We start from the raw sequence: 24416 nt of genomic DNA on the forward strand, positions 1-24416 counted from the left end.
CTCGGGCGCTGACCCGAAACAAGGAACCAGACATGACGCTGAACTTCGCCATCCTCGGGGCCGGACGCATCGGCCAGGTCCACGCCCGCGCCGTCGCCGGCACCCCCGGTGCCAAACTGGTCGCCATCGCCGACCCGGTCGCTGCGGCGGCGGAAAGCGTGAAGGCAACCTATGGCTGCGACATCCGCACCATCGACACGATCCTCGGCTCCAAGGACGTGGACGCCGTGGTGATCTGCACCCCCACCGACACCCACGCCGACCTGATCGAACGCTTCACCAAGGCCGGAAAGGCCGTGTTCTGCGAAAAGCCGGTCGATCTTTCGCTGCAACGCGTGAAGGATTGCATCAAGGCCGTCGCTGCTGCCAAAGGCACCCTGATGGTCGGCTTCAACCGCCGCTTCGACCCCGACTTCATGGCCGTGAAAGCCGCGATTGATGCGGGCAAGATCGGCAAGGTCGAGATGGTGACGATCACCAGCCGCGATCCCGGCGCGCCGCCGCACGATTACATCACCCGCTCGGGCGGCATCTTCCGCGACATGACGATCCATGATTTCGACATGGCCCGCTGGCTTTTGGGCGAAGAGGTTGAAACCGTGTGGGCCGCCGCCTCGGTGCTGACCGACGCGAAGATCGGTGAACTTGGCGATTACGACAGCGTCAACGTCATCCTGCGCACCAAGTCGGGCCGTCAGGCGATCATCACCAACAGCCGCCGCGCCGCCTATGGCTACGACCAGCGGATCGAGGTGCTGGGCTCCACCGGCATGGTGGCCGCGCAGAACCACGGCGAAAACCGGATCACCTTTGCCGACAAGGCGGGCTTCCACGACTCGCCGCTTCTGAACTTCTTCATGACCCGCTACATCGCAGCCTACGCCAACGAAATCGCCGGCTTCATCGCCGCCGTGCAGAACAAGACCGAGACGCCGACGACCGGCCATGACGGTTTGATGGCGCTTGCGCTGGCCGAAGCCGCGCTGAAATCGGTTGCCGAAGGGCGCTCGGTGAAGGTGTCGGAAATCCTCTGAGGCAATCGCTTCACCAAAACAAAACGGCCGCCCATTCGGGCGGCCGTTGTCGTTTCCAATGCGGCCAATCGGTTAACAGGTGCCTAATCGCGCCTCATAAGCCATTGATATCGCAATCAGGCCTCTATTGTCCCACCGTGGGACACTTTACCCCTGCAACGTCCTCACCCCATACCCCTCGCCCCGCGCCTTCATCGCGGCGACCACCGCGATGCTGGCCGCAGCCGTGGTGAAATACGGGATCTTGTCCATCAACGCGACCCGCCGGATATCCCGGCTGTCGCTGACCGCCTGCGTCCCCTCGGTCGTGTTCATCACCAGCGCGATATCGTTGTTCTTCAGCCGGTCCACGATGTTCGGCCGCCCCTCGTAGACCTTGTTGACCGGGGTCGAGCTGATACCCTCAGCCGCCAGCCACGAGGCCGTGCCCTTGGTCGCCACCACCTCGAACCCCATCGCCACCAGATCCCGCATCGCAGCCGCCAAGGACGCGGTCTTGTCCATGTCCTTGATCGACAGAAACACCCGGCCCGCATCCGGCAGCACCGTCCCGGCCCCCATCTGCGCCTTCAGGAACGCCAGCGCAAAGGTCCGGTCCCAGCCCATCACCTCGCCGGTCGAGCGCATCTCCGGCCCCAGCACGGGATCGACGCCGGGGAAGCGGGCAAAGGGCAGCACGGCCTCCTTGACGCTGAACCACGGGGTCTGCGGATCGGCCAGCGTATTGGGGTCGGCCAAGGGCAGCGGCGTGTCTGGCCCGACGCCCTGCGCATAGGCGGCGCGCATCGGGAAGGCAGACAACGGCTCGCCCGCCATCAACCGCGCAGCGATGGCGGCGATGGCGCTATCCGTCGCCTTGGCCACGAACGGCACGGTGCGCGAGGCGCGCGGGTTCACCTCCAGCACGTAGATCGTGCCATCCTTGATCGCGAACTGCACGTTCATCAGCCCGACCACGTTCAAGGCCAGCGCCATCTGCACGGTCTGGCGCTTCAACTCGGCAATCGTCTCCGCACTCAGCGAATGCGGTGGCAGGCAGCAGGCGCTGTCACCGGAATGGACGCCCGCTTCCTCGATGTGTTCCATGATGCCGGCGACATGGACCGCTTTCCCGTCCGACAGCGCATCGACGTCAACCTCGATCGCGCCCGACAGATAGCTGTCCAGCAGCACCGGGCTGTCGCCCGACACCTGCACGGCGGTGGTGATGTAGCGTTCCAGTTGGGCGTCGTCGCGGATGATCTCCATCGCGCGGCCGCCCAGCACGAAGGACGGGCGGATGACCAGCGGATAGCCCACCGTTCCGGCCACCTTGAACGCCTCGTCGCGCGACCGGGCGGTGCCGTTGACGGGCTGCTTCAACTCCAGCTTGTGCAAGAGGCCCTGGAACCGCTCGCGGTCCTCGGCCAGATCAATGGCGTCGGGCGTGGTGCCAAGGATCGGGATGCCCTCAGCGTGCAGCGCGTTGGCCAGTTTCAAGGGCGTCTGCCCGCCGAACTGCACGATGACACCGTGGAGCGTGCCGTTTTCCTGCTCCACCCGCAGGATTTCCAGCACGTGTTCCAGCGTCAGCGGCTCGAAATACAGACGGTCCGAGGTGTCATAGTCGGTGCTGACGGTCTCGGGGTTGCAGTTGACCATGATCGTCTCATAGCCCGCCGCGGTCAGCGCATAGCAGGCGTGGCAGCAGCAATAGTCGAACTCGATGCCTTGCCCGATCCGGTTCGGGCCGCCACCCAGAATGACTACCTTCTTCGCGTTCGACGGCCGCGCCTCGCATTCCACATCGCCCATCGCGGGAGCCTCGTAGGTGGAATACATGTAGGGCGTCTGGGCCTCGAACTCGGCGGCACAGGTGTCGATTCGCTTGAAGACGGCGGTGACGCCAAGCCGGGTACGGGCGCGTCGCACCTGCGCCTCATCCCGGCCGGTCAGCTTGGCCAGACGGGCGTCGGTGAAGCCCAGCATCTTCAGGCGCCGCAGACCATTCGCCTCTAGCGGCAGGCCGTCCTTGCGAACTTGCGCCTCGGTGTCGATGATCTCGCGGATGCGTGCCAGAAACCACGGGTCGAAGGAGGTGATCGCGTTGATCTCGTCATCGGTGAATCCGTGGCGCATGGCTTGGGCGATCACGCGCAGACGGTCGGGCGTGGCCTGGGAAAGCGCCTTGGACACGGCGGCCTTGTCCGGCGCGCCCGGAATGGCGATTTCGTCGAACCCGGTCAGGCCGGTTTCAAGCGAGGCCAGCGCCTTTTGCATGGATTCGTGGATCGTGCGGCCAATCGCCATCGCCTCGCCCACCGATTTCATCGCGGTGGTGAGGTTAGGTTCCGACCCTGGAAATTTCTCGAAGGCAAAGCGCGGGATTTTGGTCACGACATAGTCGATCGACGGCTCGAACGATGCCGGCGTGACCTTGGTGATGTCGTTGTCCAGCTCGTCCAGCGTGTAGCCGACCGCCAGCTTCGCGGCAATCTTGGCAATCGGAAAGCCGGTGGCCTTCGACGCCAGCGCCGACGAGCGCGACACGCGGGGGTTCATCTCGATCACCACCATGCGGCCATCCGCCGGGTTGATCGCCCACTGCACGTTGGACCCGCCGGTCTCCACGCCGATCTCGCGCAGCACGGCGATGCTGCCGTTGCGCATGATCTGGTATTCCTTGTCAGTCAGCGTCAGGGCAGGGGCCACGGTGATGCTGTCACCGGTATGCACGCCCATCGGATCCACGTTCTCGATCGAGCAGACGATGATCGCGTTGTCGGCGGTGTCGCGCACCACCTCCATCTCGAATTCCTTCCAGCCGAGGAGGGATTCGTCGACCAGCACCTGCGCCACGGGCGAGGCCTCCAGCCCGGACCGCACGATGGCCTCATAGTCATCGCGGTTGTAGGCAACCCCGCCGCCGGTGCCGCCAAGCGTGAAGGCGGGGCGGATGATCGCCGGAAGGCCGACGTATTCGATGGCAGCCACGGCCTCTGCGACACCGGCGGCGATGTCATACTTGCCCGATGGCAGCTTGGGTGCCGCGATGATCGTCGCCTTCGGGTTTTCCAGCCCGATCCGGTCCATCGCCTCGCGGAACAACTTGCGATCTTCTGCCATTTCGATGGCTTCGCGCTTGGCCCCGATCAGCTCCACATTGAACTTTTCCAACACGCCCATGTCGGCCAGTGCCAGCGCGGTATTCAGGCCGGTCTGCCCGCCCATCGTCGGCAGGATCGCGTCGGGGCGTTCCTTTTCGATGATCTTTGCGACAACTTCCGGCGTGATCGGCTCGATGTAGGTGGCGTCCGCCAGCCCCGGATCGGTCATGATGGTGGCCGGATTGGAGTTCACCAGAATGACCCGGTACCCTTCCTCCCGCAGCGCCTTGCAGGCTTGCGCGCCCGAGTAGTCGAACTCGCAGGCCTGCCCGATGACGATGGGCCCCGCGCCGATGATCATGATCGACTTGATATCGGTCCGCTTCGGCATGCTGGCCCCCACCTATAGCGCAAAACTTCGCGGGTTATAGCGAGGGCGGGCCGGGGCGCAAGGGTGGAAGTTGCAGCCGCTGCGGCATCGCGGCGCGCTGTCGTTTTCCGATGCGGAAACGGGCCGGAACGGCTGGCGCGGCACGGCGGATCGGCCTATCTCGGGATAGGTGAGGATGGGGCGCGCGGTGATCCTGGTAGAACATGGGCCTTCGGGCGAGCCGGTGCTATTTCGCCAGCCGCGCGAGGTGATCGGCGCGGGCCGCGCATCCGAGGTGATGCGGGCTCTGGCACGGGCAGAACGCGCACGGGCGGCGGGGGCCTGGGTTGCCGGCTATGTTGCCTATGAGGCTGGGTATGCGCTGGAACCGAAGCTTGGCGCTCTGATGCCCCGACGGCGGCAGGGGCCACTGCTGCTGCTGGGCGTGTTCGACGGCCCGGTAGAGGCGGACGGCTTTCTTGCCGAAGCTTCCGACGCAGGAAAGGCAAGCTGGATCACGCCGCCGCAGCCGGTAGTGTCGCGGCCGCGCTACGATGCGGCGATGGCGCGGGTGCTGGCCTATATCGCGGCGGGCGACTGCTATCAGGTGAACTTGACCTTCCCGATGACCGCGCGGCTGCTGTCGGGCAGCGCCAAAGGGCTATACGGCGCGCTGCGGCGCACCGGGGCGGTCGGCCACGGCGCCTATGTTGATCTTGGGCAGGGACCGGTGATCGTTTCCCGCTCGCCCGAGTTGTTCTTCCGGCTGGAGCCGGGGGGGCGGATCGTCACCCGCCCGATGAAAGGCACCGCCCCCCGCGATGCCGACCCGGCACGCGATGCGGCGATTGCGGCGGCGTTGCAGGCATCGGTCAAGGATCGCGCCGAGAACCTGATGATCGTGGACCTTCTGCGCAACGACATCTCGCGTCTGGCGAAGGTGGGCTCGGTCACGGTGCCGGCGCTTTTCGCGATGGAGAAATACTCGACCGTCCACCAGATGACCTCGACCATCGAAGGGGAATTGGCAGAGCCCGCCAGCCTGCCCGCGCTGATGGCGGCCCTGTTTCCCTGCGGGTCGGTGAGCGGCGCCCCTAAGATCCGGGCGATGCAGATCATCCGCGAGGTGGAACCCGCGCCACGCGGCGTCTATTGCGGCGCGATCGGCTGGATGGCGCCGGACGGACGCGCGGATTTCTCGGTCGCGATCCGCACCCTGTCGATCACCGGGCAGGATATCGTGATGAACGTGGGCGGCGGGGTGGTGCACGGCTCCACCGCCGAGGGTGAATGGGAGGAGGCGTTGTGGAAAGCGCGCTTCGTGAAGGCGGCCGTACGGGCGTAAGGCTGATCGAGACGTTGCTCTGGGATGGCACGCGCTTTCCGCGGCTCGCGCTGCACATGGCAAGGCTGGCGCGCGGCGCGGAAGCCTTGGGCTGGGACGCGCCGCATCTCGACCTGGGCGCCACGAGTCCCGACGACCCCGCGCGCGTTCGGCTGACGCTCGGGGCAGGGGGCGATGTGAGCGTCGAAGTGGCAGCGCTACCGCCCGCAAAACCGCTCTGGCGCGTCGGTCTGGCCGAGGCGCGCCTGTCGTCAACTGACCCGTGGCTGACCATCAAATCCACCCGCCGCGAGGTCTACGACCGCGCCCGCGCCAATCTGTCCGACGACCTCGACGAGGTGATCTTCCTCAACGAACGCTGCGAGGTCTGCGACGGCACCATCACCACGGTGTTCTTCGATCGCGGTGCCGGGCTGCGCACCCCGCCCCTCACGTCCGGCCTTCTGCCCGGCGTCCTGCGCGCCGAACTAGCCTGCCCCGAGGAGGTCCTTTTGGCCGCCGACCTGCCGCACGTGCGGCTCTGGGTCGGCAACGCCCTGCGAGGTCTTTCCCCTGCGACATTCATCTGTCCCCAAATATCCCCGCCGGAGGCTTCTACGCCTGCCACCTGAAGCCTCCGGCGGGGATATTTAGTGACAGATGAAACCGGGCGCGGGCTTGACTTGGGGGAGCGGGCAAGGTGTATCGGCCCAAAGTTGCCAAAGCCCTCGGAAGGGGAATTAGAATGCACGCCTACCGCAGCCACACCTGTGCCGAGTTGAACACCGCCCATGTGGGCCAAGAGGTCCGGCTTTCGGGCTGGGTTCACCGGGTGCGCGACCACGGCGGCGTGTTGTTCATCGACCTGCGCGACCATTACGGCATCACGCAGGTGATCGCCGACAGTGACAGCCCGGCCTTTGCCGATCTGGATAAGGTGCGCGCCGAATGGGTGGTGCGGATCGACGGTCGGGTGAAGGGACGCGACGCGAGCCTCGTGAACCCCAAGCTGCCGACCGGCGAGATCGAGGTCTACGCGACCGGCGTCACGGTTCTGGGGGCGGCGGACGAATTGCCGATGCCGGTGTTCGGCGACGTCGAATACCCCGAGGAAACTCGCCTGACCTACCGCTTCCTCGACCTGCGCCGCGAAAAGCTGCACCGCAACATGATGCTGCGCTCGAACGTGGTGCGCTCGATCCGCAACCGGATGTGGGACCAGGGCTTTACCGAGTTCCAGACGCCGATCATCACCGCCTCCTCCCCCGAAGGCGCGCGCGACTTTCTGGTGCCGTCGCGGCTCCATCCGGGCAAGTTCTATGCCCTGCCGCAGGCCCCGCAGCAGTTCAAGCAGCTGATCATGGTTGCCGGTTTCGACCGCTACTTCCAGATCGCGCCCTGTTTCCGGGACGAAGACCCCCGCGCCGACCGCAGCCCGACCGACTTCTACCAGCTTGATATTGAGATGAGCTTTGTCGAGCAGGACGATGTTTTCGCCGCCGTGCAGCCGGTGATTCAGGGCATCTTCGAGGAATTCGCGCCGGGCAAGAAGGTTTACGCCGACTGGACCCGCATCGCCTACCGCGACGCGCTGAAATGGTATGGCTCCGACAAGCCAGACCTGCGCAACCCGATCCGGATGCAGGATGTCAGCGAGCATTTCCGCGGCTCGGGCTTTGCGATCTTCGCCAAGCTACTGGAGCAGGACGGCAACGAGATCCGCGCGATCCCGGCACCGAAGGGTGGCAGCCGCAAGTTCGCCGACCGGATGAACGCCTTTGCCCAAGCGCAAGGATTGCCCGGCATGGGCTACATCATCTGGCGCGAGGCTGAGGATGGGTCGGGCATGGAAGCCGCAGGTCCGCTGGCCAAGAACATCGGCCCCGAACGCACTGAAGCCATCCGCCAGCAGCTTGGCCTCGGCCTTGGCGACGCGGCCTTCTTCCTTGGCGGCAAGCCCGAGACGTTCGAGGCCATCGCGGGGCGCGCGCGCAACGAGATCGGGCGCGAGTTGGGCCTGACCGAGGAGAACTGCTTCAAGTTCGCCTGGATCGTCGACTTCCCGATGTACGAAAAGACCGACGAGGGCGGGATCGACTTCAGCCACAACCCGTTTTCCATGCCGCAGGGCGGGCTTGAGGCGCTGAACGGAGATCCCTTGGCCGTCTACGCCTATCAGTACGACCTTGCCTGCAACGGCTATGAACTCATCTCGGGCGGCATCCGCAACCACAAGCCCGAGATCATGTACAAGGCCTTTGAGCTTGCCGGCTATCCGAACGACGAGGTCGACAAGCGCTTTGGTGGCATGGTCAAGGCGTTCAAATACGGCGCGCCGCCGCACGGGGGCTGTGCTGCGGGCATCGACCGGATCGTGATGCTGCTGGCGGACGAGCCGAACATCCGCGAGGTCATCATGTTCCCGATGAACCAGCGCGCCGAGGACATGCTGATGAACGCGCCCTCCGAGCCCACCTTGAAGCAACTGCGCGAATTGAACCTGCGCGTCGTGCCGAAGGACAGCTGATGTACGACGCCTCGGTCCCGGTCTTCCGCCACTACCTCACCCGGATGTCCGGGATGGTGGAGCGGGCCGGGCGCGAGGCGATGGAGGCGCGGATCGCCGACAGCTTTCCCGCCAACCAGCAGTTTGCCACCGCTGCCGGGTTCGCGATGCGCGTCACCTGCCCCTTGGCCGGCCGCGAGGTGCCCGACCTGCCCGAGGCGCTGGGGCCAAGGCTCGCGGTGGCGAGGGCGCTCCTCGGGTCGATGAAAGCGGCGGAGTTCGAGGGTGCCGAAAGCCGGATCATCCGCCACCGCGCGGGGTTTGCCGAACTTGAGCAGACCGGGACGGAGTTTCTTTATCTCTATGGGCTGCCGAATTTCTTCTTTCACCTGACGATGGGTTATGCGGCCTTGCGGGCCGCGGGCGTGCCGCTGGGCAAAGCCGATTTCGACGGTTTCCACCAGTATCCCGAAGGATTCAGCTTCACCTGAGCTGACCCCGCCTAGACGTGCAGGCCAAGCGGTTCGCTGGCCAGCAGGCGGTCGCGGATCAGGCGCGCCATCCCTTCGGTCGCGGTGCCGGGTTCGCGCAACTGCGCCGAGGCTGCGCCAAGCGGCGCATCGACGGTCTGGCGGGCAATGCCGGCAAGAAACCCCGACAGGTAGGCGCGTTCGTCCGCGTCCACCCCGGCGGCCAACGCTGCTGCGGCGCGGGCCAGGTCGTCGCGCAGCGCCAGCGGATCAGGATCGGCGGGGGGCGCGGCGGCAATAGGCGCGCGCGCTCCGCCATCGGGCAGCAGGGCCAGGATCTCTGCCTGAAACGCCGCCAGCCCCGGCAGCGGCTTTTCCAGAAACGCCACCGCCCCGGCGGCGAGCGCTGCATCCCGCGCGCTGGCATCCCCGCTCATCGCGATGACCAAGGGTTGCGGGCCGGGTTTCGCCGGCGTGGTCAGCGCACGGATCAGGGTTTCGCCACGCCCGTCCGGCAGGCCAAGATCAACCAGCACCACATCCGGCCGGTAGACCGAAAGATGCGCCCGCGCTGCCGCCAGACCCTCGGCCCGGCGCAGGCGCGCTCCGGATCGGTGGCACATCAGGCGCAACGCCTCGCAGGCAAGGCGGCTGTCTTCGACAGCAAGAAACACAAGACCCTGAAGGCCGTGCAGCGACCCGACCTCGGCGGGGCGGGAAACGGGTGACGCGGGCGGGAAGGGCATGGCAGGCTCCTTTCATGACATGGGGTGAGCTTGCGCAATCTGAGTTAAGACGAGGTAAACGCGTCCCACTTGTAGCCACCCCAAGACAGCCCCATAACGCGCAGCAGGCTCAGGGAGGATTCCATGATCGGTCGCTTGAACCACGTTGCCATCGCCGTGCCCGATCTTGAGGCCGCAGCAGCGCAATACCGTAACGCGCTGGGCGCCAAGGTCGGAGCGCAGCAGCCCGAACCCGACCACGGCGTGACGGTGATCTTCATCGAATTGCCGAACACCAAGATCGAACTTCTGCAGCCCTTGGGCGAAAATTCCCCGATCCTGGGGTTTCTGGAAAAGAACCCGGCGGGCGGCATTCATCACATCTGCTACGAAGTGGATGACATTCTGGCCGCGCGTGACCATCTGAAGGCCACGGGCGCGCGGGTGCTTGGATCGGGCGAGCCGAAGATCGGCGCGCATGGCAAGCCGGTCCTGTTCCTGCACCCGAAGGATTTCAACGGCTGTCTGGTGGAACTGGAGCAGGCATGACCATTACCGCTGCCATCGTCGTCTACGCCGTGACCTGGTTCATGGTGTTCTTCATCGTGCTTCAGGTCCGGGTAACCGCGCAGGCCGATATCGACAGCGTAGTGCCCGGCACCCCCCGCGGCGCACCGGCGCAGGAAATCGTCGGGCGCAAGGCCTGGATCACCACGCTGATCGCCACGGTGGTCTGGGCGCTGATCTGCGGCATCATCCTGTCAGGTTGGATCACGATCCACGACCTCGACTGGTTCGGCCGGATGTCCCCGCCCCAAGGCTGATCCCGCAGGGTCAACGTCCGGCCGCTGCGAGCCTGTGGAAAAGGTGGGTGAAGGTCGCGACGCCCAGAACCGGCACGATCAGGTTGACGAAAGGGATCGACAGCGGCGCCGCCATCAGCGTGCCCGCGGCCCAGATCGCCGCGCGGTTGCGCCGCCGCATCGCCTTGGCCTCGGTGCGCCCGATGCGGCGCAGGGCCACAAGGGTGAAATATTCCCGCCCCAGCAGGAAGCCGTTGATCGCCCAGAATACCAGCGGGATGGCCGGGCCTGCGAACGGATAGATGAACAGCGCCAGCACGTTGACCCCGATGATCAGGCCAAGGAAGTTGACCGTATCGCGCAGCGTGTCGCCCATGCTGGCCCCGGTGGCAGGCGGCAGGGCAGGGTAGTGCCGATCTTCGACCGACCGCACAATGTCTTCCAGAAAGATGCCCGTGAAGGCCGACGCGACCGGCACCATCAGGAACACCGAAAGCCCGATCATCAGAAAGAACGAAGTCACATCCAGCAGTGTGTCGACCCCGGTGACCGGGCCGATCCAAGGCAGATCAATGCTTTCGGGCGTAAGGTATTCGATGCCCAACACGAACACCGCATAGATCGCCGCCAACAAGGCCAAGGCCAGAGCCACGCCGATCAGCGTCACCCGCCGGAACCGCGGGTCGCCAAGCTGCCCAAGCGCCTTCAGAAAATCGCCAAGGATCATGCGTTCATCCAGGTAACGATGCGGGCAAGATCCGGACGGGGCCGATCTAGTGCGTCGGCGGGGGGCGTCGCGATGTGGACAATTCCCGCGACCGATTCATGGGGCGCGCACCCGAAGGCTTCTGCCACGAACACCGGGTCGTGCGCGGGCCAGCCGGTCAGCCAGCAGGCCCCCCAGCCAGCCGCCGTGGCTGCATTGACCAGCCCAAGGCAGACAGCCCCCGCCGACAGCACTTGTTCGGCCACCGGCACCTTCTCGGCCGCCTTGGGCGACGAAATCACCACCACCGCCAATTGCCCAAGATCATACTGCCCGCGCCCCTTGGCGATCTTTTCGACGTCACCGCCCAAAGCCAGCGCCCGCGCCTCGGCCAGACCTGCCAGCCGTGCGAAAGCCGGCTTTTCCACCACGATCAGCCGCCACGGTTCCAGCTTGCTATGATCCGGCACGCGCAAGGCGGCGGTAATGATCTCCTCCAACTCGACGCGCGAGGGGACTGGCGCGGTGAAAAGTTTGGCCGGGCGGGACCGGCGCGTCAGCAGGAAATCGAGGGCAGGCTGGTTGCGGGCGGGCATGAAACACTCCGATGGGTCTGGCGCGACCCTAAGGGCAGGCGCGGCCAAGTTCCAGCCTGCGCCGCGTCATAGCCCGTGTTCGCTTGCGACCTCGTCGATCCACCCCGACACGAAACGGTCAAACCGCGCGTCGGGCTGGCGCTTGGCAAGGGTGTCACCCAAGGGGTCGGGGGCGTGAACCGGCGCACCCGACAATTCCTCAAGCACGGCATGGCCGCAGAAGGGGACGTAGACCTCGGAATAGCCGCCCTCGTGCACCAGAGCCAGCCGCCCGCCACACAGTGCGTCCGCCGCCTGCATCATTGCTTTTGTCATCGCGCGGAAGGTTTCGGCGGTGGCCAGCATCCGGCCAAGCGGATCGACCGCCGCCGCATCGAAACCGCAGGCCACGATGATGACATCTGGCTTGAAGCGATGCAGCGCCGGCACCACGATCCGCTCCACCGCGTGCAGGTAGCCTACATGACCGGTGCCGGGCGGCAGCGGCACGTTGATGTTGGTGCCAAGGCCCGCGCCAGCGCCCTTTGCCTCCACGCCGCCAGTGTTCATCGGATAGTTGCGGTCCTGATGCAGCGACAGTGCAAGGACATCGGGGTCCTCCCAAAACACCGCTTCGGTGCCGTTGCCATGATGCACGTCCCAGTCCACCACCGCCACGCGGCGGGCCAGACCTGCAACCTGCACCGATCGGATGGCGATGCCGATATTGTTCAGCAGGCAAAACCCGTTTGGCCAGTCGGGCAGGCAATGATGCCCCGGCGGGCGCGACAGGGCATAGGCGTTCCGCGCGGCACCAGTCAGCACATCGGTCAGCGCACTGCGCGCAAGGCCCGCCGAAACCCCCGCGATCTCGAAACCGCCCCGGCCAAAGGGCGTGCGCAGGCCAAGCTCGCCGCCGCCTTCGTCGGACATCGTCTTGAACGCCTCAAGGTAGGATTGCGGGTGAACGCGGGCGATCTCCTCCCACGTCGCGGGGGTGCCCCTGCGCATCGACAGGTGGTCGGCAAGCCCCGTCACATTGACCAGGTTCAACAGCCGCCGCTTGGTTTCCGGGTTCTCCGGCAAGCCTCCTACCAAGGGCTGCACCAGCCCGCCCACCGGCAAAGTGAAGGCATAGTTGCCGCCGCCATGCCAGAAACACCGCTCGTCAGAATAGAAACCGGTGGTCATCTGGATTGTCCTTGAAGCGTCATTCAGGCGCGCGACTGATGCGGTAGCTGCCTTCGGGCAGGTCCAGCGCGGCTGCAAGGTCGCGGATCTGCGCCAGCGACAGGGTAATGCGCATGGCTGTGTCCGTGCGCGGATCAAGCTGGTCGATGGTGACGCAATCCTCGAAGGCGTTGATAATCACATCTTCCTGCAGCGGCAGGTCGCCCCCCTCGTCGACAAGGGTGATCACGGTGGCGTCGAACTCGTGCTCGATGGTGAACATGGGCGAAGGTTACGCGCGACACCGCTGCGGAGCAAGCGCCGCTGACACCTGCGTGAGGCAGGCTTTCGGCGGCTGGCGGATTTGCTAGGGTAGGGCGTCAGGGGTCTGACTGTCAGGGGGTTTGATGCGCGCCGCTTTCCTTGCCTTGGGGGCACTTCTGCTGTCTGGCTGCGTGACGACGATGCCGCCGCTTCCGGCCCCCGCCGAACCTCCGCTCATGACCGGCGACCGGCAGACCCCGCGCGCCGCCGCCGAAACCTTCCTGCAGGTCGTGGACCTTGTGGAACCGGTGGCCGAGGCGCAGTGCCGCGCGCGTGGCGTGGTGCCGAACTGCGATTTCCGCATCGTCGTCGATGACCGCCCCGGTATGCCGCCGAACGCCTTCCAGACCGTCGATCAGCGCGGCCGACCCATCGTCGGCTTCACCCTTGCGCTGATCGCCGATGCCCGTAACGCCGACGAATTGGCCTTTGTCATGGGGCACGAGGCCGCACATCACATTGCCGGCCACATCCCCAAACGCGCCGATCAGGCGATGTCGGGCGCGATGCTTGCAGGGGTTCTGGCACAGGCAAGCGGGCTTTCCGCCGACGAGGTTCGCGCCGCGCAGGACATGGGCGCCGAGGTGGCGGCCCGCAGCTATTCCAAGAACTTCGAGCTTGAGGCCGACGCGCTCGGCGCCGAAATTGCCCTGATCGCGGGCTTTGATCCGGTGCTCGGCTCGGCGTTCTTCGACCGGCTACCCGATCCCGGTGACAAATTCCTTGGCAGCCATCCCCCAAACTCCGAACGCAAGGCGGTGGTCCGTGCAACCGTTCGGCGCATGACCGGCACTTGATCTGGGTCAAGGCACGGCTCGGCCCCCCGGCCGCATTCTTTCGTCAATGTCCGGTGCGGCAGGGACGAAAGGATGAGGCTGGAAATGATCGGATATCCTGAAACTCCGCGCGCCTGGTGGCTGACGCGCGGCATGGCGCGGGTCAGCGGCGTGAACCTGTCGCAAGCGGTGGTCGAAGGCTGGCTCCGGCGCAGCGAACTGGCCCAGATCATCGAACGTTGTGCGGCCTGCACGGCGGGCGAGGCTTGCGACCGCTGGCTTGCAACATCGGGGCAGGCGGACAGGATGCCCGAGTTCTGTCCGAACAAACCCGAAATCGAGTCGCTCCGCGGCTGATGGCGGCAGGTGGCGGTTTCGGCTAGACCGGCCGTCTAGGGGGCAGCCGGAAATGATCCGCATCGACGATGTGCTACGCGACCGGGGGTCGCGCTATGGTGTCGCGGTCGGCCCAGTCAAGGGCAGGGCCGGGATTGCCGCGTTCCTGGCCGACCTCCGCCGTATCCGCAAATACGCCAAGGCCACGCATCTCAGCTGGGCCGCGGTGCTGTCGGACGACGGCCCGCTCAAGGCCGACGACGGCGAGGCGGGCGCCGGCGCGCTGATCCTGCGGATGGTCGAACGCGCGGGGTTGGTCGATCAGGTTGTCGTGGTGGCGCGCTGGTATGGCGGCGTGCAGCTTGGTGGCGACCGCTTTGCCCATATCGTCACCGCTGTCAGGGCCGGGCTGGCCGAAGCCGGGGTCGACGCAACGCGCACCGGCGGCTAACCTTTGCCTTCGGGGATGCCAGAGGGGGCAGTCGATGCAAGCACTGTTGCGCGCCGAGGCGCGGCGCTTTGCCAATACCGTGATCTGGTCGGTGGCAGGCTGGCGCGCGGCCTGGGCCAGCGAAAAGACGCTGCGGCAATGGACACTGGTCAACGCAGCCTCTGCCGCGCTTGCCTTCTGGCTGGACCTTGCGCCGGGCGAACGGGCGTTGATCCTTGCGCTGGGCCTTCTGGTGCTGGCGGCCGAACTTCTGAACACCGCGATCGAAGAGGTGGTCGACTACATCTCCACCGACACCCACCCCAAGGCGAAAAAGGCCAAGGATTGCGGCTCTGCCGGCGTCGCTCTGGCGGCCCTTGCGGCGGGCCTGGCGTGGGTGGTGGTGCTGGTCGGCTAGGTCGCCCGGCCCTTGGGACCGGGCGCGCATGTCAACGCACGGTGCGGAACAGGTTAACCGCCCACAGAACTGCGCCAAGCAGCACGGCAAGCTCGGCCACTGGGAACATCGGGCCGATGGTTTCCTCGGCCACCTGACCTGACATCATCAGGAAAAGCCCGATCAGCAGCACAAGCGCGCCGATCTGGTGCAGCCAGAAATGCGCCTTGGCCAGCATACCGTCGGCAAGGCCGGGAATCACCCGGTAGGCCAGTCCGAAAACCGTCATCAGCGTGAAGCCGAGAAGGTTGATATGGGCATGGACCGGCGCAAGCGTGTGGTCGCCGGACCCGCCCATGTAACTGCCCAGACTGATGCCGACGAGAAGATAGAGCGAACCGATTACTAGGAACGAGCGCGAGATATTCATGGTGTCTGTCCCTGATTTGCTGCGGATGTGACCCCCGCGACGCAGAGTCTACCACGCGGTGCCGCTCACGCGAATCCCTCAGATCAGATTTTCGAATGTGACGGACAGCGCCCTCAGACGCGCCGGCCCCACAGATCGTATTCGCCGGTTTCCTCGACCTCGACCCGGACGATGTCGCCCGGCGCCAGCCCCTCGAAGCCCTCGTCGATGAAAAGGTTGCCGTCGATTTCCGGCGCATCTGCCTTGGTGCGGCAGGTGGCACCATCAGAGTCGATCTCGTCGACGATCACGTCGATTTGCCGCCCCAGTTTCGCCGCCAGCTTCGCCTCCGAAATCGCCTGCGATTTCGCCATGAAGCGGTCCCAGCGGTCTTGCTTCACCTCGGCCGGCACATGATCGGGCAGGGCGTTCGACCGGGCGCCAGCGACGTTTTCGTATTGAAAACAGCCGACCCGGTCCAGTTGCGCTTCGTCCAGCCAATCGAGCAACGTCTGGAACTCAGCCTCCGTCTCTCCGGGATACCCGACGATGAAGGTCGACCGCAGCGTCAGGTCAGGGGCAATGGCGCGCCAAGCGGCAATTTCATCCAGCGTTTTCGCCGCCGCCGCCGGGCGGGCCATGCGGCGCAGCGTATCGGGGTGGGCGTGCTGGAACGGGATGTCGAGGTAGGGCAGCACCAGGCCTTCGGCCATCAAGGGGATCAGGTTCCTGACATGCGGATAGGGATAGACGTAATGCAGCCGCACCCAGGCCCCCAGCGACCCCAGATCGCGCGCCAGATCGGTGATATGGGCGCGGTGACCCTTCGCCTCGGCGTGTTTCAGGTCCACGCCGTAGGCCGAGGTGTCCTGGCTGATCACCAGAAGTTCCTTCACGCCGGCGGCAACCAACCGTTCCGCCTCCCGCACAATGGCGTGCGCCGGGCGGCTGACCAATTTCCCGCGCATGTCGGGGATGATGCAGAACTTGCAGGCGTGGTTGCAGCCCTCGGAAATCTTCAAATAGCTGTAATGCCGCGGCGTCAGGCTGACCCCGGTGGCGGGCAGCAGGTCGATGAACGGGTCGGGCGCGGGCGGCACGGCGGCATGGACGGCATCCAGCACCGCCTCGTACTGGTGCGGGCCGGTCACTGCCAGCACACGAGGATGCGCGCCGGTGATGTAATCAGGCTCGGCCCCAAGGCAGCCCGTCACGATCACCCGCCCGTTTTCCACCAAAGCCTCGCCGATCGCCTCAAGGCTTTCCGCCTTGGCGCTGTCAAGAAACCCGCAGGTGTTCACGATCACCGCATCCGCCCCCTTGTAGTCGGGGCTGATCGCATATCCCTCGGCCCTCAGCCGCGTCAGGATGCGTTCACTGTCGACCAAAGCCTTGGGGCAACCAAGCGACACCATGCCGATCGTCGGCTGCCCGGCACGACGCGTGTCGGGGATCAGCGAGCGGGCAAGGTCGGGGCGAAGGAGCGGCGGATTTTCAGACATTGGCGGGATATAACGGAACGCAGGCCGCATGTTAAGTGGCCGTGTCATCAGCACTGATGACACGGCCAAGGTCTTGATAAAAATTGATTTGGCAGCAAACAGCAGGGTCTTCAAACAAGAAAAGGGTGGCAGTCTGGCGGCAATCTGCAGGTCTCAGGGAATGGCGGTAACAATGGATGCCGGGGTGTGCAGGCCCGAAAGGTCGGTCTCGAGCATGCTGAACTGTGCGGGCCGCGACAGTGTGGCGACCACAAGAAGCATCATCAGACAGCCGACCAGAAACAGGATTTCCAGCCACGGCAGCTCGGCAGGAACGGCGGTGGCGGCAAGAGTGCGGGGGCTCCGGTCAACCGAGCGGCGCGTCGCGGCGCCCGGCTGCACAAATACTACATCCGACAATACTTCTGGATGCGACACTGGAAATTTACGAACGTTTTGCATTGAACCATTCACTTGTTACGGGCTGTGCGAGCCCCCGGACACAGCTATAGCGCGTGCTGGAAGGGGTGCCAAAAGGGACTTTTCCGACCTGTCCTTTTATACAAGGGTCTTTTTCCCGTCTGGGGTGAATGTGGACAGACTGCTGCAATTGTTGCGGTTACAGAAAATTCGAAATGCATTTTTTCGATCCACCGGGGGGAGAATCAGGTACCCAGCCAATCTCTTCTGGCATGTGGGTTTGCGACCGCGCGGCGATCTCGGCCATTTGATGCGTGGCGGGAAACGCGACCTTGCCGGGGTGCAGGGCTGCGCATAGACTCACCGTGCAAGGCCATGTTTTCGGCTCAGGTTTCTCTTGGGGGGATGGATGCGCTGGATCATCCGCGTCGGGCTGGGGCTGGCGGTTCTTGCGCTGCTGGCGGCTGGGATGCTGGCGCTGGTGCCCTCCGACAGGGTGGCGGCGGCGGCTGCGGCAAGGTTTGAAAGCCTGACGGGCCGCAAACTGGAAATCACCGGCGCTGTCAGGCCAACCATATGGCCCAACCTTGGGGTCAAGACCGGTCCGGTCACCATCGCCAATGCACCCTGGTCCAAGGAAGGGCCGATGCTGACCGCCGAGGCGCTCACCGTCGAGATCAACCTGTCGGCGCTGATCGGCGGCGAGGTCCGCATCCTCGGGATCGAGGCGGTCAAACCCGCGCTGATCCTTGAGCGGTCGGCGGAAGGCGAGGAGAACTGGGTTTTCGGCGGCACGGCGGGCGGCACCGTCAGCGCCGAGACGCCGGGTGTCGGGCAGCCCTACAGCCTTGACCGTGGCCTGATCCGCGACGGGTCGTTCCTGTTCATCGACCATGCCGCAGGCCGTCGCATCGCCCTCGACGCCGTGCAGGCCGAAGTGGCGATCCCTGAATTCGCCGGTCCGGTCACGCTGACCGGCACGGCGACATCAGGCGGGCAGGCGGTCGCGCTCAAGGCTACGGCGGGCATCTACTCCGCGCTGACCGAAGGCCGGGTGGTGCCGTTTCAGGCCAACCTGACCGCAGGCGGATCGACGCTGACCTTCGACGGACGGATTGCCGCGCAGCCCTTCGTCGCCGAGGGCGCGCTGGTGGCGGACCTGCCCGACACCGCGGCTGTGGCGGCGCTTGCGGGCATGGCCAAGCCAAGCCTGCCCCACGGCCTCGGCGCCGAAGCCCTGCGCATCGCGGGGCAACTGACCGTGGCCGAGGATGGCGCGCTTTTCCTGCGCGAGGCGACGATCACGGCTGACGGCAACACCCTGACCGGCGATGCCGACCTCGCCCCCGGCGAGGCGCGCCCGAAACTGTCGGCGCAACTGAAGGCCGGGCCGCTGGTGTTCGGGCAGGCTGGCACGTCGGAAGGCTCGGGCGATGCCGCAGGCGGGCCGGACAGCTGGCCCAAGGAAGAAATCGACGTGTCCGGCCTTGGCACCCTGGACGTGGCGGTGGCGCTGGTTGCCCCGTCGGTCGACCTCGGGCGGGTCAAGGTCGGGCCAACCGGCCTGCGGCTGACGGTGGACCGCGCGCGCGCCGTGTTCGACATCCGCGAAATGGCCGCATATGGCGGGCAGGTCACCGGCGAATTCGTGATGAACGGCCGTGGCGGGCTGTCGGTCGGCGGCAAGCTGACCTTCGCCGGGCTGGCGATGCAGCCCCTGCTTGCCGACCTTGCCCGCTACGACCGTCTGATCGGGACCGGCGATCTGGAACTGCAATTCCTTGGCGTCGGCAATTCGGTCGACGCGATCATGCACAGCCTGAAAGGGCAGGGCGTGGTCGAGATGGGGCAAGGCGAATTGCGCGGTCTCGACATCGGGGGCATGTTGCGCACGCTGGACGCAAGCTATGTCGGCGAAGGGCAGACCACGGTGTTCGACGGCGTGGCCGGCACCTTCGGCATCGCCGAAGGTGTGCTGACCAACACCGACCTGCGCTTCGTGTCGCCCTACGTCACCGCAACCGGCGCGGGTGAGGTGGGCATCGGCGCCCGCACGCTGGATTACCGCCTGCGCCCGACCGCGCTGGCCGAGGCTGACGGTACCGGCGGCGTGATGGTTCCCTTGCTGATTACCGGCACCTGGGCTGCGCCGAAATTCCGGCTCGATCTGGAAAGCATCGCCCGCGAAAAGATGGAGGCCGAGGCGCGCGCTCTGGCAGAGCGCGCATCCGAAGCCGCCAAGGCGGCCGAGGCCGAGGCAAAGGCCGCGCTTGAAGAAAAACTCCGCGAAGAATTGGGCGTCGAACCGGCCCCCGGCGAAAGCCTTGAGGATACTGCCCGTCGCGGCGCAGAGGACGCGCTGGCCGATGAAACCCGGCGCATCCTCGAAGGTATCCTGAACAACGACTGACGCGCCGTTGCAGCCCTACCGCAGGGCCGACAACAGATCGGCGTGGTCATCCGTCCACGGCGCACGGTCCGCTGCTGGCAGGGCCTGCCATGACGGGTCGTCCGCGATCTTGCCCAGGGCCGCGCGCGTCCGCGCCATCGCGACCACCACCGACGGCGTGTCGCCATCGGCAATTTCCGCCGCACCAGGGCTGTGGACCTTGATCCGCGCTTCCAGTCCAAGCGCGGCAATGGCAGCCGCATGCGGGCGCGACAGGTCATAGAACCGGTTCGAGATGTGGAACACCAAGAGCCCGTTTTCCGACAACCGCTCGCGGTACAGCTCCAACGCCTCCAGTGTGGCAAGGTGTACCGGCACCGCATCCGAACTGTATGCGTCGATCACCAGAACGTCGTAGGCCAGATCGATCTGCCGCTGCAGCACAATGCGCGCGTCGCCAAGGTGAACCTGCGCATCGCGGCCGCATTCGGACATGAAGCTGAACAGATCGGGGTTCAGCGCGATGTCGGCCACGGTCTTGTCGATCTCGTAGAAATGCCAGCTTTGGCCGGGGCGGGCATAGCAGGCCATCGACCCGATCCCAAGGCCGACAATGCCCACGGTGCGCGCCGCTCTCCCGGTGTCCGACAGCAGGATCTCTGCCATCGGGCCGCCGCTGTGATAGTAGAACAGCGGGCGCGGCCGGCCTTCGAAATCGCTCAGCCATTGCGCGCCATGCACTGTGCTGCCGTTGGAATAAAGCCGCATCCCGTCATGGTCCTTGATCTGATGCGGGCCAAAGAAGCTGCGGGTCTGGTAGACGGTGTTTTCCTGCGACAACTGCCCCCAGATCGCCAGAAATGCCGCCACCGTGACCGTGCCGGCAAAGGGCCGTCGATAAAACACACCCAGCACCATCAGCAGGATCAGCGCGGTCACCGCCATCCGCCCGTCGACGCCGGCAAAAAGCCCGAACCAGCTGTTCGCCACCATCGGCGCGAACACGGCGACCACTGCCGCCAGCCCCAGCGCGATCTGGCGTGGCACATTCGCCGGCACCGCGCCGATCATCAGCGCCGCCGACAGGGCGATGGTGATGGTCAACTCGTCCAGCCGGCTGAACACCAAAGGTGCCACGATCGAGTTGAAGATGCCGCCCAGCGCCCCCCCGACCGACATGGTGATGTAAAAGACCGTCAGATGCCGCGCATCGGGCCGGGCCTCGAACAGGCGCCGGTGGGCATAAAGACTGACGATGAAGAACGCCGCCAGCAGCGCGCCGAATCCGGCCATCGTGTTGGTGGCCCGGAAGTTCAGGAACACCAGCAGCGCCACGACCACCGGAATGGCCAGCGCCAGACGCGGCGCGGTAAGCACCGAACGGGTTGAAAACACCAGCACGAAGGTCAGCAGGTACAGCGACAGCGGCAGCACCCAGACCAGTGGGAACGACCCTGCGTCCATGCTGATCTTCGACGTCACACCCAGCATCAGCGACGACGGCACGAAGGCCAGAAACGCCCAGAACGCAAGCGTTCCAACGCGTGGCGGAGCAACGTCGCGCGTGTCCGACGCGGCAAGCTCGAGTCGGCCCCGTGCCATCAGGCCCGATGCCAGCAACAACCCGCCCAGCGCCACAAACCCCACCGACCAGCCAAGCGAGATCGAGGTCAGCCCCAACAGCGGCTCGGCCACCAAAGGGAACGCCAGCAGCGCCACCAGTGACCCAAGGTTGCTGGCTGAATACAGGAAATACGGGTCGTTCGCATGTGGCCCGCCGCTCAGCCGATACCACGACTGGATCAGCGGCGCATTGGCCGACAGCACGGCAAACGGCAGCCCGACGCCCAGCGCGTAAAGCCACAGCGTCTGGCTGACCACCGCGCGATCCGGGTCAAACGCCCAGCCCTCTGGCACCGCAAGCGGAAGAAACAGCAGCGCAGCCAGCAAAAGCCCAAGGTGAATGGCAATCTGCCAGCGCACCGGAACATGCCGCGCCAGCACATGGGCATAGACATAGCCGCCGATCAGAACCGTCTGGAAGAACAGCATCGCCGTGGTCCAGACCGACGTGGCCCCGCCGATCTGTGGCAGCACAAGCCGGGTGAACAGCGGCTGAACAAAGAACAGCAGCAGCGCGCTGGTAAAGATCGTCACGGTAAACAGCACCGGCACAAGAAGCCCGCTGCGGGTCGGCTGGTCTGCACTGGCTACAAGGGTCAAAGACCGTCTCCGGATTATTGCGATTTTTCGCAACAATCACCAAGACTTTGGCGAAAGTACGCCCAAACTTGGAAACGAAGACGCCGTTTGCCTCAAACCCACCCTGCGCCCACGGCCAAAGCCCTGCCGGCGCTCAGCGGCGACGATCGCGCCGTGCGCTCATCGGCTGGAAAGCCACGCCAACATGGGCCTCGCAATACGGCTTGCCCGGCAGCGAGGGCAGGCCGCAGAACCAGAAATCCTCGGTCGCGGGGTCGCCGATCGGCCATTTGCAGGTGCGTTCGGTCAGTTCCATCAGGGTCAGCTTCTTTGCGCGCTTTTCCACCTCGCGCACCGATGCAAGCGCCTCGGGGCTGATCTCGTTCAGCGAAGGCTGCGGCGGCAGCGGCTGGCCTGCGGGGATGATCGCCTTGCGCACAGGCAGCGGAGTTACGTTCGTCGCCGACGCAGGAGCCGCAGCCGGGCGCGGGGCGGGGTCTGCGGCAGGGCGCGGTTCGGCGCGCGGCGCTGCGGGTTCGGGTCGGGCAGGGGCAGCGGGGGCGGCGGCGACCGGCGCCTCCTCCTCTTCATCCTTGCCGCCGACGCGGTTCGACAGGCCAAGCCGGTGCACCTTGCCGATCACGGCATTGCGGGTGACGCCGCCCAGTTCCTTGGCGATCTGGCTGGCCGATTGGCCTTCGCCCCACATGCGCTTAAGCGTCTCGACGCGCTCGTCGGTCCAGGACATGCGTAGCTCTCCGGTTGGCGGCAAAGGAAATTCGTGTAGGCGGCATTGTAACCGCGACGGCGTGGGATACAAGGCGGCGGCCGGAAGATCAAGCGGGGCATCGGGTCAGGGCGCGAAGACACGTCCTGTCGCCGCCCCACGTTGCCCGCCTCTTGCAACCACGGCATCCGTCCAGGACCTTGGGCAACACCGCCGATCACCCGGCGCAGGCGCGCAACTCCCACCCGCCGCGATGCGCCCTTGTCCATCGCGGCTGCACCGCGAGCCGGCAGCCGCGCCCCCGCCAGCCGCCCCCGATTTTCCCTCTTTCCTTTGGCCCACCCCTCGATTACCTCTTCGGGCATGACCCTGCGGGCCGCCCCCTTCCAGCGACGCCGACGCTCCTGAGCGACCGCTTTCGCCTGCCCCCTTGGTCCGGGGCACCCCATCTCGCCCCGTTGACACCCCGCATGGCCTGCCTTTAGGGCTTAGGCCTTCATTCCGAAGGGCCCCTCACATGATCCCCGCCGTCCTGCCCACCTACAATCGCGCGCCCTTGGCCTTCGTGTCCGGCACCGGCTCCTGGCTTCTGGCCGAGGATGGCACGCGCTACCTCGATCTCGGCGGCGGCATCGCGGTCAACGCGCTCGGCCATGCCCACCCCGCTCTGGTCAAAGCGCTGACCGATCAGGCGCAAAAGCTCTGGCACGTCTCGAACGTCTACCGCATCCCCGAACAGGAACACCTGGCTCAGATGCTGGTCGACCGCACTTTCGCCGACACCGTGTTCTTCACCAATTCCGGCACCGAAACCGCCGAGCTTGCCATCAAGATGGCCCGCAAGTTCCATTACGAGGCCGGCCACCCCGAACGGATTGAGTTCCTGTCCTTCGAGGGCGCCTTCCACGGCCGCTCCACCGCCGCCATCGCGGCCGCCGGGTCGGAAAAGATGGTCAAGGGCTACGGCCCACTGATGCCCGGCTTCCGCCAGCTCAAATGGCCCACCTCGACCGAAGATCACGACGCGATCCGCGCCGCGATCACCGACAGGACCTGCGCCGTGATCATCGAACCCATTCAGGGCGAAGGCGGCATCCGCGTGGTGCCCGACCAGTGCCTGAAGGGCCTGCGTGACCTTTGCGACAGCACCGGCACGCTGCTGATCTTCGACGAGGTGCAATGCGGGATGGGCCGCACCGGCAAGCTATTCGCGCATGAATGGGCGGGGGTGACGCCGGACATCATGATGGTCGCCAAAGGCATCGGCGGCGGCTTTCCCCTCGGCGCGGTCCTCGCCACCGAACGCGCCGCTGCTGGCATGACGGCGGGCAGCCACGGCTCCACCTACGGTGGCAACCCCCTCGCCTGCGCCGTAGGCGCCGCGGTCCTCGACATCGTGGGTGACGATGCTTTCCTGGCCGATGTCAGCCGCAAGGCGGCCCTTTTCCGCCAGGGCCTCGAATCGCTCGTCGCCCGCCACCCCAAGGTATTCGAGGCGGTCCGCGGCCAGGGCTTGATGCTGGGCCTGAAATGCAAGGCGGCCAACACCGAGGTGGTCAAGGCCGGCTACGCCGCGGGCGTTCTGACCGTCGCCGCCGCCGACAACGTCCTGCGCCTTCTCCCCGCCCTCAACATCACCGAGGCCGACATCACCGAAGCCCTCGCCCGCCTGGACCGCGCCGCAAGCGCCGTCTCGAGCACCATCTGATGGCCCCGCTTCAGGCTTCCTCTTCTCCAAATATCCCACGTGGGGTGC

General features: G+C 65.8%; 24 protein-coding genes. 13 read left to right on the plus strand and 11 right to left on the minus strand.

Annotated elements, in window-relative coordinates; all coding sequences use genetic code 11:
* The first annotated feature begins 32 nt into the window (after positions 1–32).
* Positions 33–1034, plus strand: coding sequence for an inositol 2-dehydrogenase (iolG, locus tag ACROUL_RS06470; protein WP_431298698.1), 1002 nt, complete (start codon positions 33–35; stop codon positions 1032–1034).
* Positions 1035–1181: 147 nt separating this feature from the next.
* On the opposite strand, the gene carB is transcribed toward iolG, so the two are convergent.
* Positions 1182–4511, minus strand: a complete 3330-nt coding sequence (gene carB, locus ACROUL_RS06475) for a carbamoyl-phosphate synthase large subunit (protein ID WP_431298699.1) — start codon at positions 4509–4511, stop codon at positions 1182–1184.
* Between the two features lie 187 nt (positions 4512–4698).
* On the opposite strand from carB, the gene ACROUL_RS06480 reads away from it, so the two are divergent.
* The 4 genes from ACROUL_RS06480 (at position 4699) to ACROUL_RS06495 (ending at position 8811) form a co-directional block, all read left to right on the plus strand.
* Positions 4699–5835: an aminodeoxychorismate synthase component I gene (locus tag ACROUL_RS06480; RefSeq protein ID WP_431298700.1), complete on the plus strand. Its 1137-nt coding sequence runs from the start codon at positions 4699–4701 to the stop codon at positions 5833–5835.
* Positions 5796–6446: an aminotransferase class IV family protein gene (locus ACROUL_RS06485; protein ID WP_431298701.1), complete on the plus strand. Its 651-nt coding sequence runs from the start codon at positions 5796–5798 to the stop codon at positions 6444–6446. The genes ACROUL_RS06480 and ACROUL_RS06485 overlap by 40 nt, the downstream gene beginning before the upstream one ends.
* A gap of 113 nt (positions 6447–6559) precedes the next feature.
* Entirely contained in the window at positions 6560–8341 is a 1782-nt protein-coding gene (gene aspS, locus ACROUL_RS06490) for an aspartate--tRNA ligase (protein ID WP_431298702.1), read from the plus strand.
* Positions 8341–8811 (plus strand): DUF1993 family protein, encoded by a 471-nt coding sequence (locus tag ACROUL_RS06495; RefSeq protein ID WP_431298703.1) that lies wholly within the window; start codon positions 8341–8343, stop codon positions 8809–8811. The genes aspS and ACROUL_RS06495 overlap by 1 nt, the downstream gene beginning before the upstream one ends.
* 11 nt (positions 8812–8822) lie before the next feature.
* On the opposite strand, the gene ACROUL_RS06500 is transcribed toward ACROUL_RS06495, so the two are convergent.
* A complete protein-coding gene (locus ACROUL_RS06500) occupies positions 8823–9536 on the minus strand; it encodes a response regulator (protein WP_431298704.1) in 714 nt (237 codons plus the stop codon).
* A 123-nt stretch (positions 9537–9659) separates the two neighbouring features.
* On the opposite strand from ACROUL_RS06500, the gene mce reads away from it, so the two are divergent.
* On the plus strand, positions 9660–10064 hold the full coding sequence (mce, locus tag ACROUL_RS06505; protein WP_431298705.1) for a methylmalonyl-CoA epimerase: 405 nt from the start codon (positions 9660–9662) through the stop codon (positions 10062–10064).
* A complete protein-coding gene (locus ACROUL_RS06510; RefSeq protein ID WP_431298706.1) occupies positions 10061–10339 on the plus strand; it encodes a DUF1467 family protein in 279 nt (92 codons plus the stop codon). The genes mce and ACROUL_RS06510 overlap by 4 nt, the downstream gene beginning before the upstream one ends.
* A gap of 10 nt (positions 10340–10349) precedes the next feature.
* Here ACROUL_RS06510 and ACROUL_RS06515 read toward each other — a convergent pair whose 3' ends face one another.
* The 4 genes from ACROUL_RS06515 to ACROUL_RS06530 form a co-directional block, all read right to left on the minus strand.
* Positions 10350–11045, minus strand: coding sequence for an EI24 domain-containing protein (locus ACROUL_RS06515; RefSeq protein WP_431298707.1), 696 nt, complete (start codon positions 11043–11045; stop codon positions 10350–10352).
* The gene (locus ACROUL_RS06520; protein WP_431298708.1) at positions 11042–11620 is read right to left on the minus strand and encodes a nitroreductase family protein; all 579 of its coding nucleotides are present in this window, start codon (positions 11618–11620) and stop codon (positions 11042–11044) included. The genes ACROUL_RS06515 and ACROUL_RS06520 overlap by 4 nt, the downstream gene beginning before the upstream one ends.
* Positions 11621–11686: 66 nt before the next feature.
* A complete protein-coding gene (locus ACROUL_RS06525) occupies positions 11687–12790 on the minus strand; it encodes a class II histone deacetylase (protein ID WP_431298709.1) in 1104 nt (367 codons plus the stop codon).
* 19 nt (positions 12791–12809) lie between these two features.
* On the minus strand, positions 12810–13052 hold the full coding sequence (locus ACROUL_RS06530) for a hypothetical protein (RefSeq protein ID WP_431298710.1): 243 nt from the start codon (positions 13050–13052) through the stop codon (positions 12810–12812).
* Between the two features lie 121 nt (positions 13053–13173).
* Here ACROUL_RS06530 and ACROUL_RS06535 point away from each other — a divergent pair, with 121 nt between their 5' ends.
* From ACROUL_RS06535 to ACROUL_RS06550, 4 genes are all read left to right on the plus strand, one after another.
* The gene (locus tag ACROUL_RS06535; protein ID WP_431298711.1) at positions 13174–13890 is read left to right on the plus strand and encodes a M48 family metallopeptidase; all 717 of its coding nucleotides are present in this window, start codon (positions 13174–13176) and stop codon (positions 13888–13890) included.
* Between the two features lie 84 nt (positions 13891–13974).
* A complete protein-coding gene (locus tag ACROUL_RS06540; protein WP_431298712.1) occupies positions 13975–14226 on the plus strand; it encodes a DUF6455 family protein in 252 nt (83 codons plus the stop codon).
* Positions 14227–14278: 52 nt separating this feature from the next.
* Entirely contained in the window at positions 14279–14656 is a 378-nt protein-coding gene (locus ACROUL_RS06545) for a YigZ family protein (protein ID WP_431298713.1), read from the plus strand.
* 34 nt (positions 14657–14690) lie between these two features.
* Positions 14691–15053, plus strand: coding sequence for a diacylglycerol kinase (locus ACROUL_RS06550; protein ID WP_431298714.1), 363 nt, complete (start codon positions 14691–14693; stop codon positions 15051–15053).
* Positions 15054–15084: 31 nt separating this feature from the next.
* Here ACROUL_RS06550 and ACROUL_RS06555 read toward each other — a convergent pair whose 3' ends face one another.
* From ACROUL_RS06555 to ACROUL_RS06565, 3 genes are all read right to left on the minus strand, one after another.
* A complete protein-coding gene (locus ACROUL_RS06555) occupies positions 15085–15462 on the minus strand; it encodes a hypothetical protein (protein ID WP_431298715.1) in 378 nt (125 codons plus the stop codon).
* Positions 15463–15575: 113 nt separating this feature from the next.
* A complete protein-coding gene (gene rimO / locus ACROUL_RS06560; RefSeq protein WP_431301256.1) occupies positions 15576–16943 on the minus strand; it encodes a 30S ribosomal protein S12 methylthiotransferase RimO in 1368 nt (455 codons plus the stop codon).
* A 153-nt stretch (positions 16944–17096) separates the two neighbouring features.
* A complete protein-coding gene (locus ACROUL_RS06565) occupies positions 17097–17324 on the minus strand; it encodes a hypothetical protein (RefSeq protein WP_431298716.1) in 228 nt (75 codons plus the stop codon).
* Positions 17325–17751: 427 nt separating this feature from the next.
* Here ACROUL_RS06565 and ACROUL_RS06570 point away from each other — a divergent pair, with 427 nt between their 5' ends.
* Positions 17752–19752 (plus strand): AsmA family protein, encoded by a 2001-nt coding sequence (locus ACROUL_RS06570; protein WP_431298717.1) that lies wholly within the window; start codon positions 17752–17754, stop codon positions 19750–19752.
* 15 nt (positions 19753–19767) lie between these two features.
* Here the strand turns inward: ACROUL_RS06570 and ACROUL_RS06575 are convergent, their stop codons facing one another.
* Positions 19768–21954, minus strand: a complete 2187-nt coding sequence (locus tag ACROUL_RS06575; RefSeq protein WP_431298718.1) for a spermidine synthase — start codon at positions 21952–21954, stop codon at positions 19768–19770.
* A gap of 133 nt (positions 21955–22087) precedes the next feature.
* A complete protein-coding gene (locus ACROUL_RS06580) occupies positions 22088–22681 on the minus strand; it encodes a GcrA family cell cycle regulator (RefSeq protein WP_431298719.1) in 594 nt (197 codons plus the stop codon).
* Positions 22682–23177: 496 nt separating this feature from the next.
* On the opposite strand from ACROUL_RS06580, the gene ACROUL_RS06585 reads away from it, so the two are divergent.
* The gene (locus tag ACROUL_RS06585; protein ID WP_431298720.1) at positions 23178–24368 is read left to right on the plus strand and encodes an aspartate aminotransferase family protein; all 1191 of its coding nucleotides are present in this window, start codon (positions 23178–23180) and stop codon (positions 24366–24368) included.
* The last annotated feature ends 48 nt before the right edge of the window (positions 24369–24416 follow it).

Origin of the sequence: Tabrizicola sp. BL-A-41-H6 (assembly GCF_050632395.1) — a bacterium.
Lineage (GTDB): Bacteria > Pseudomonadota > Alphaproteobacteria > Rhodobacterales > Rhodobacteraceae > JAUYQR01.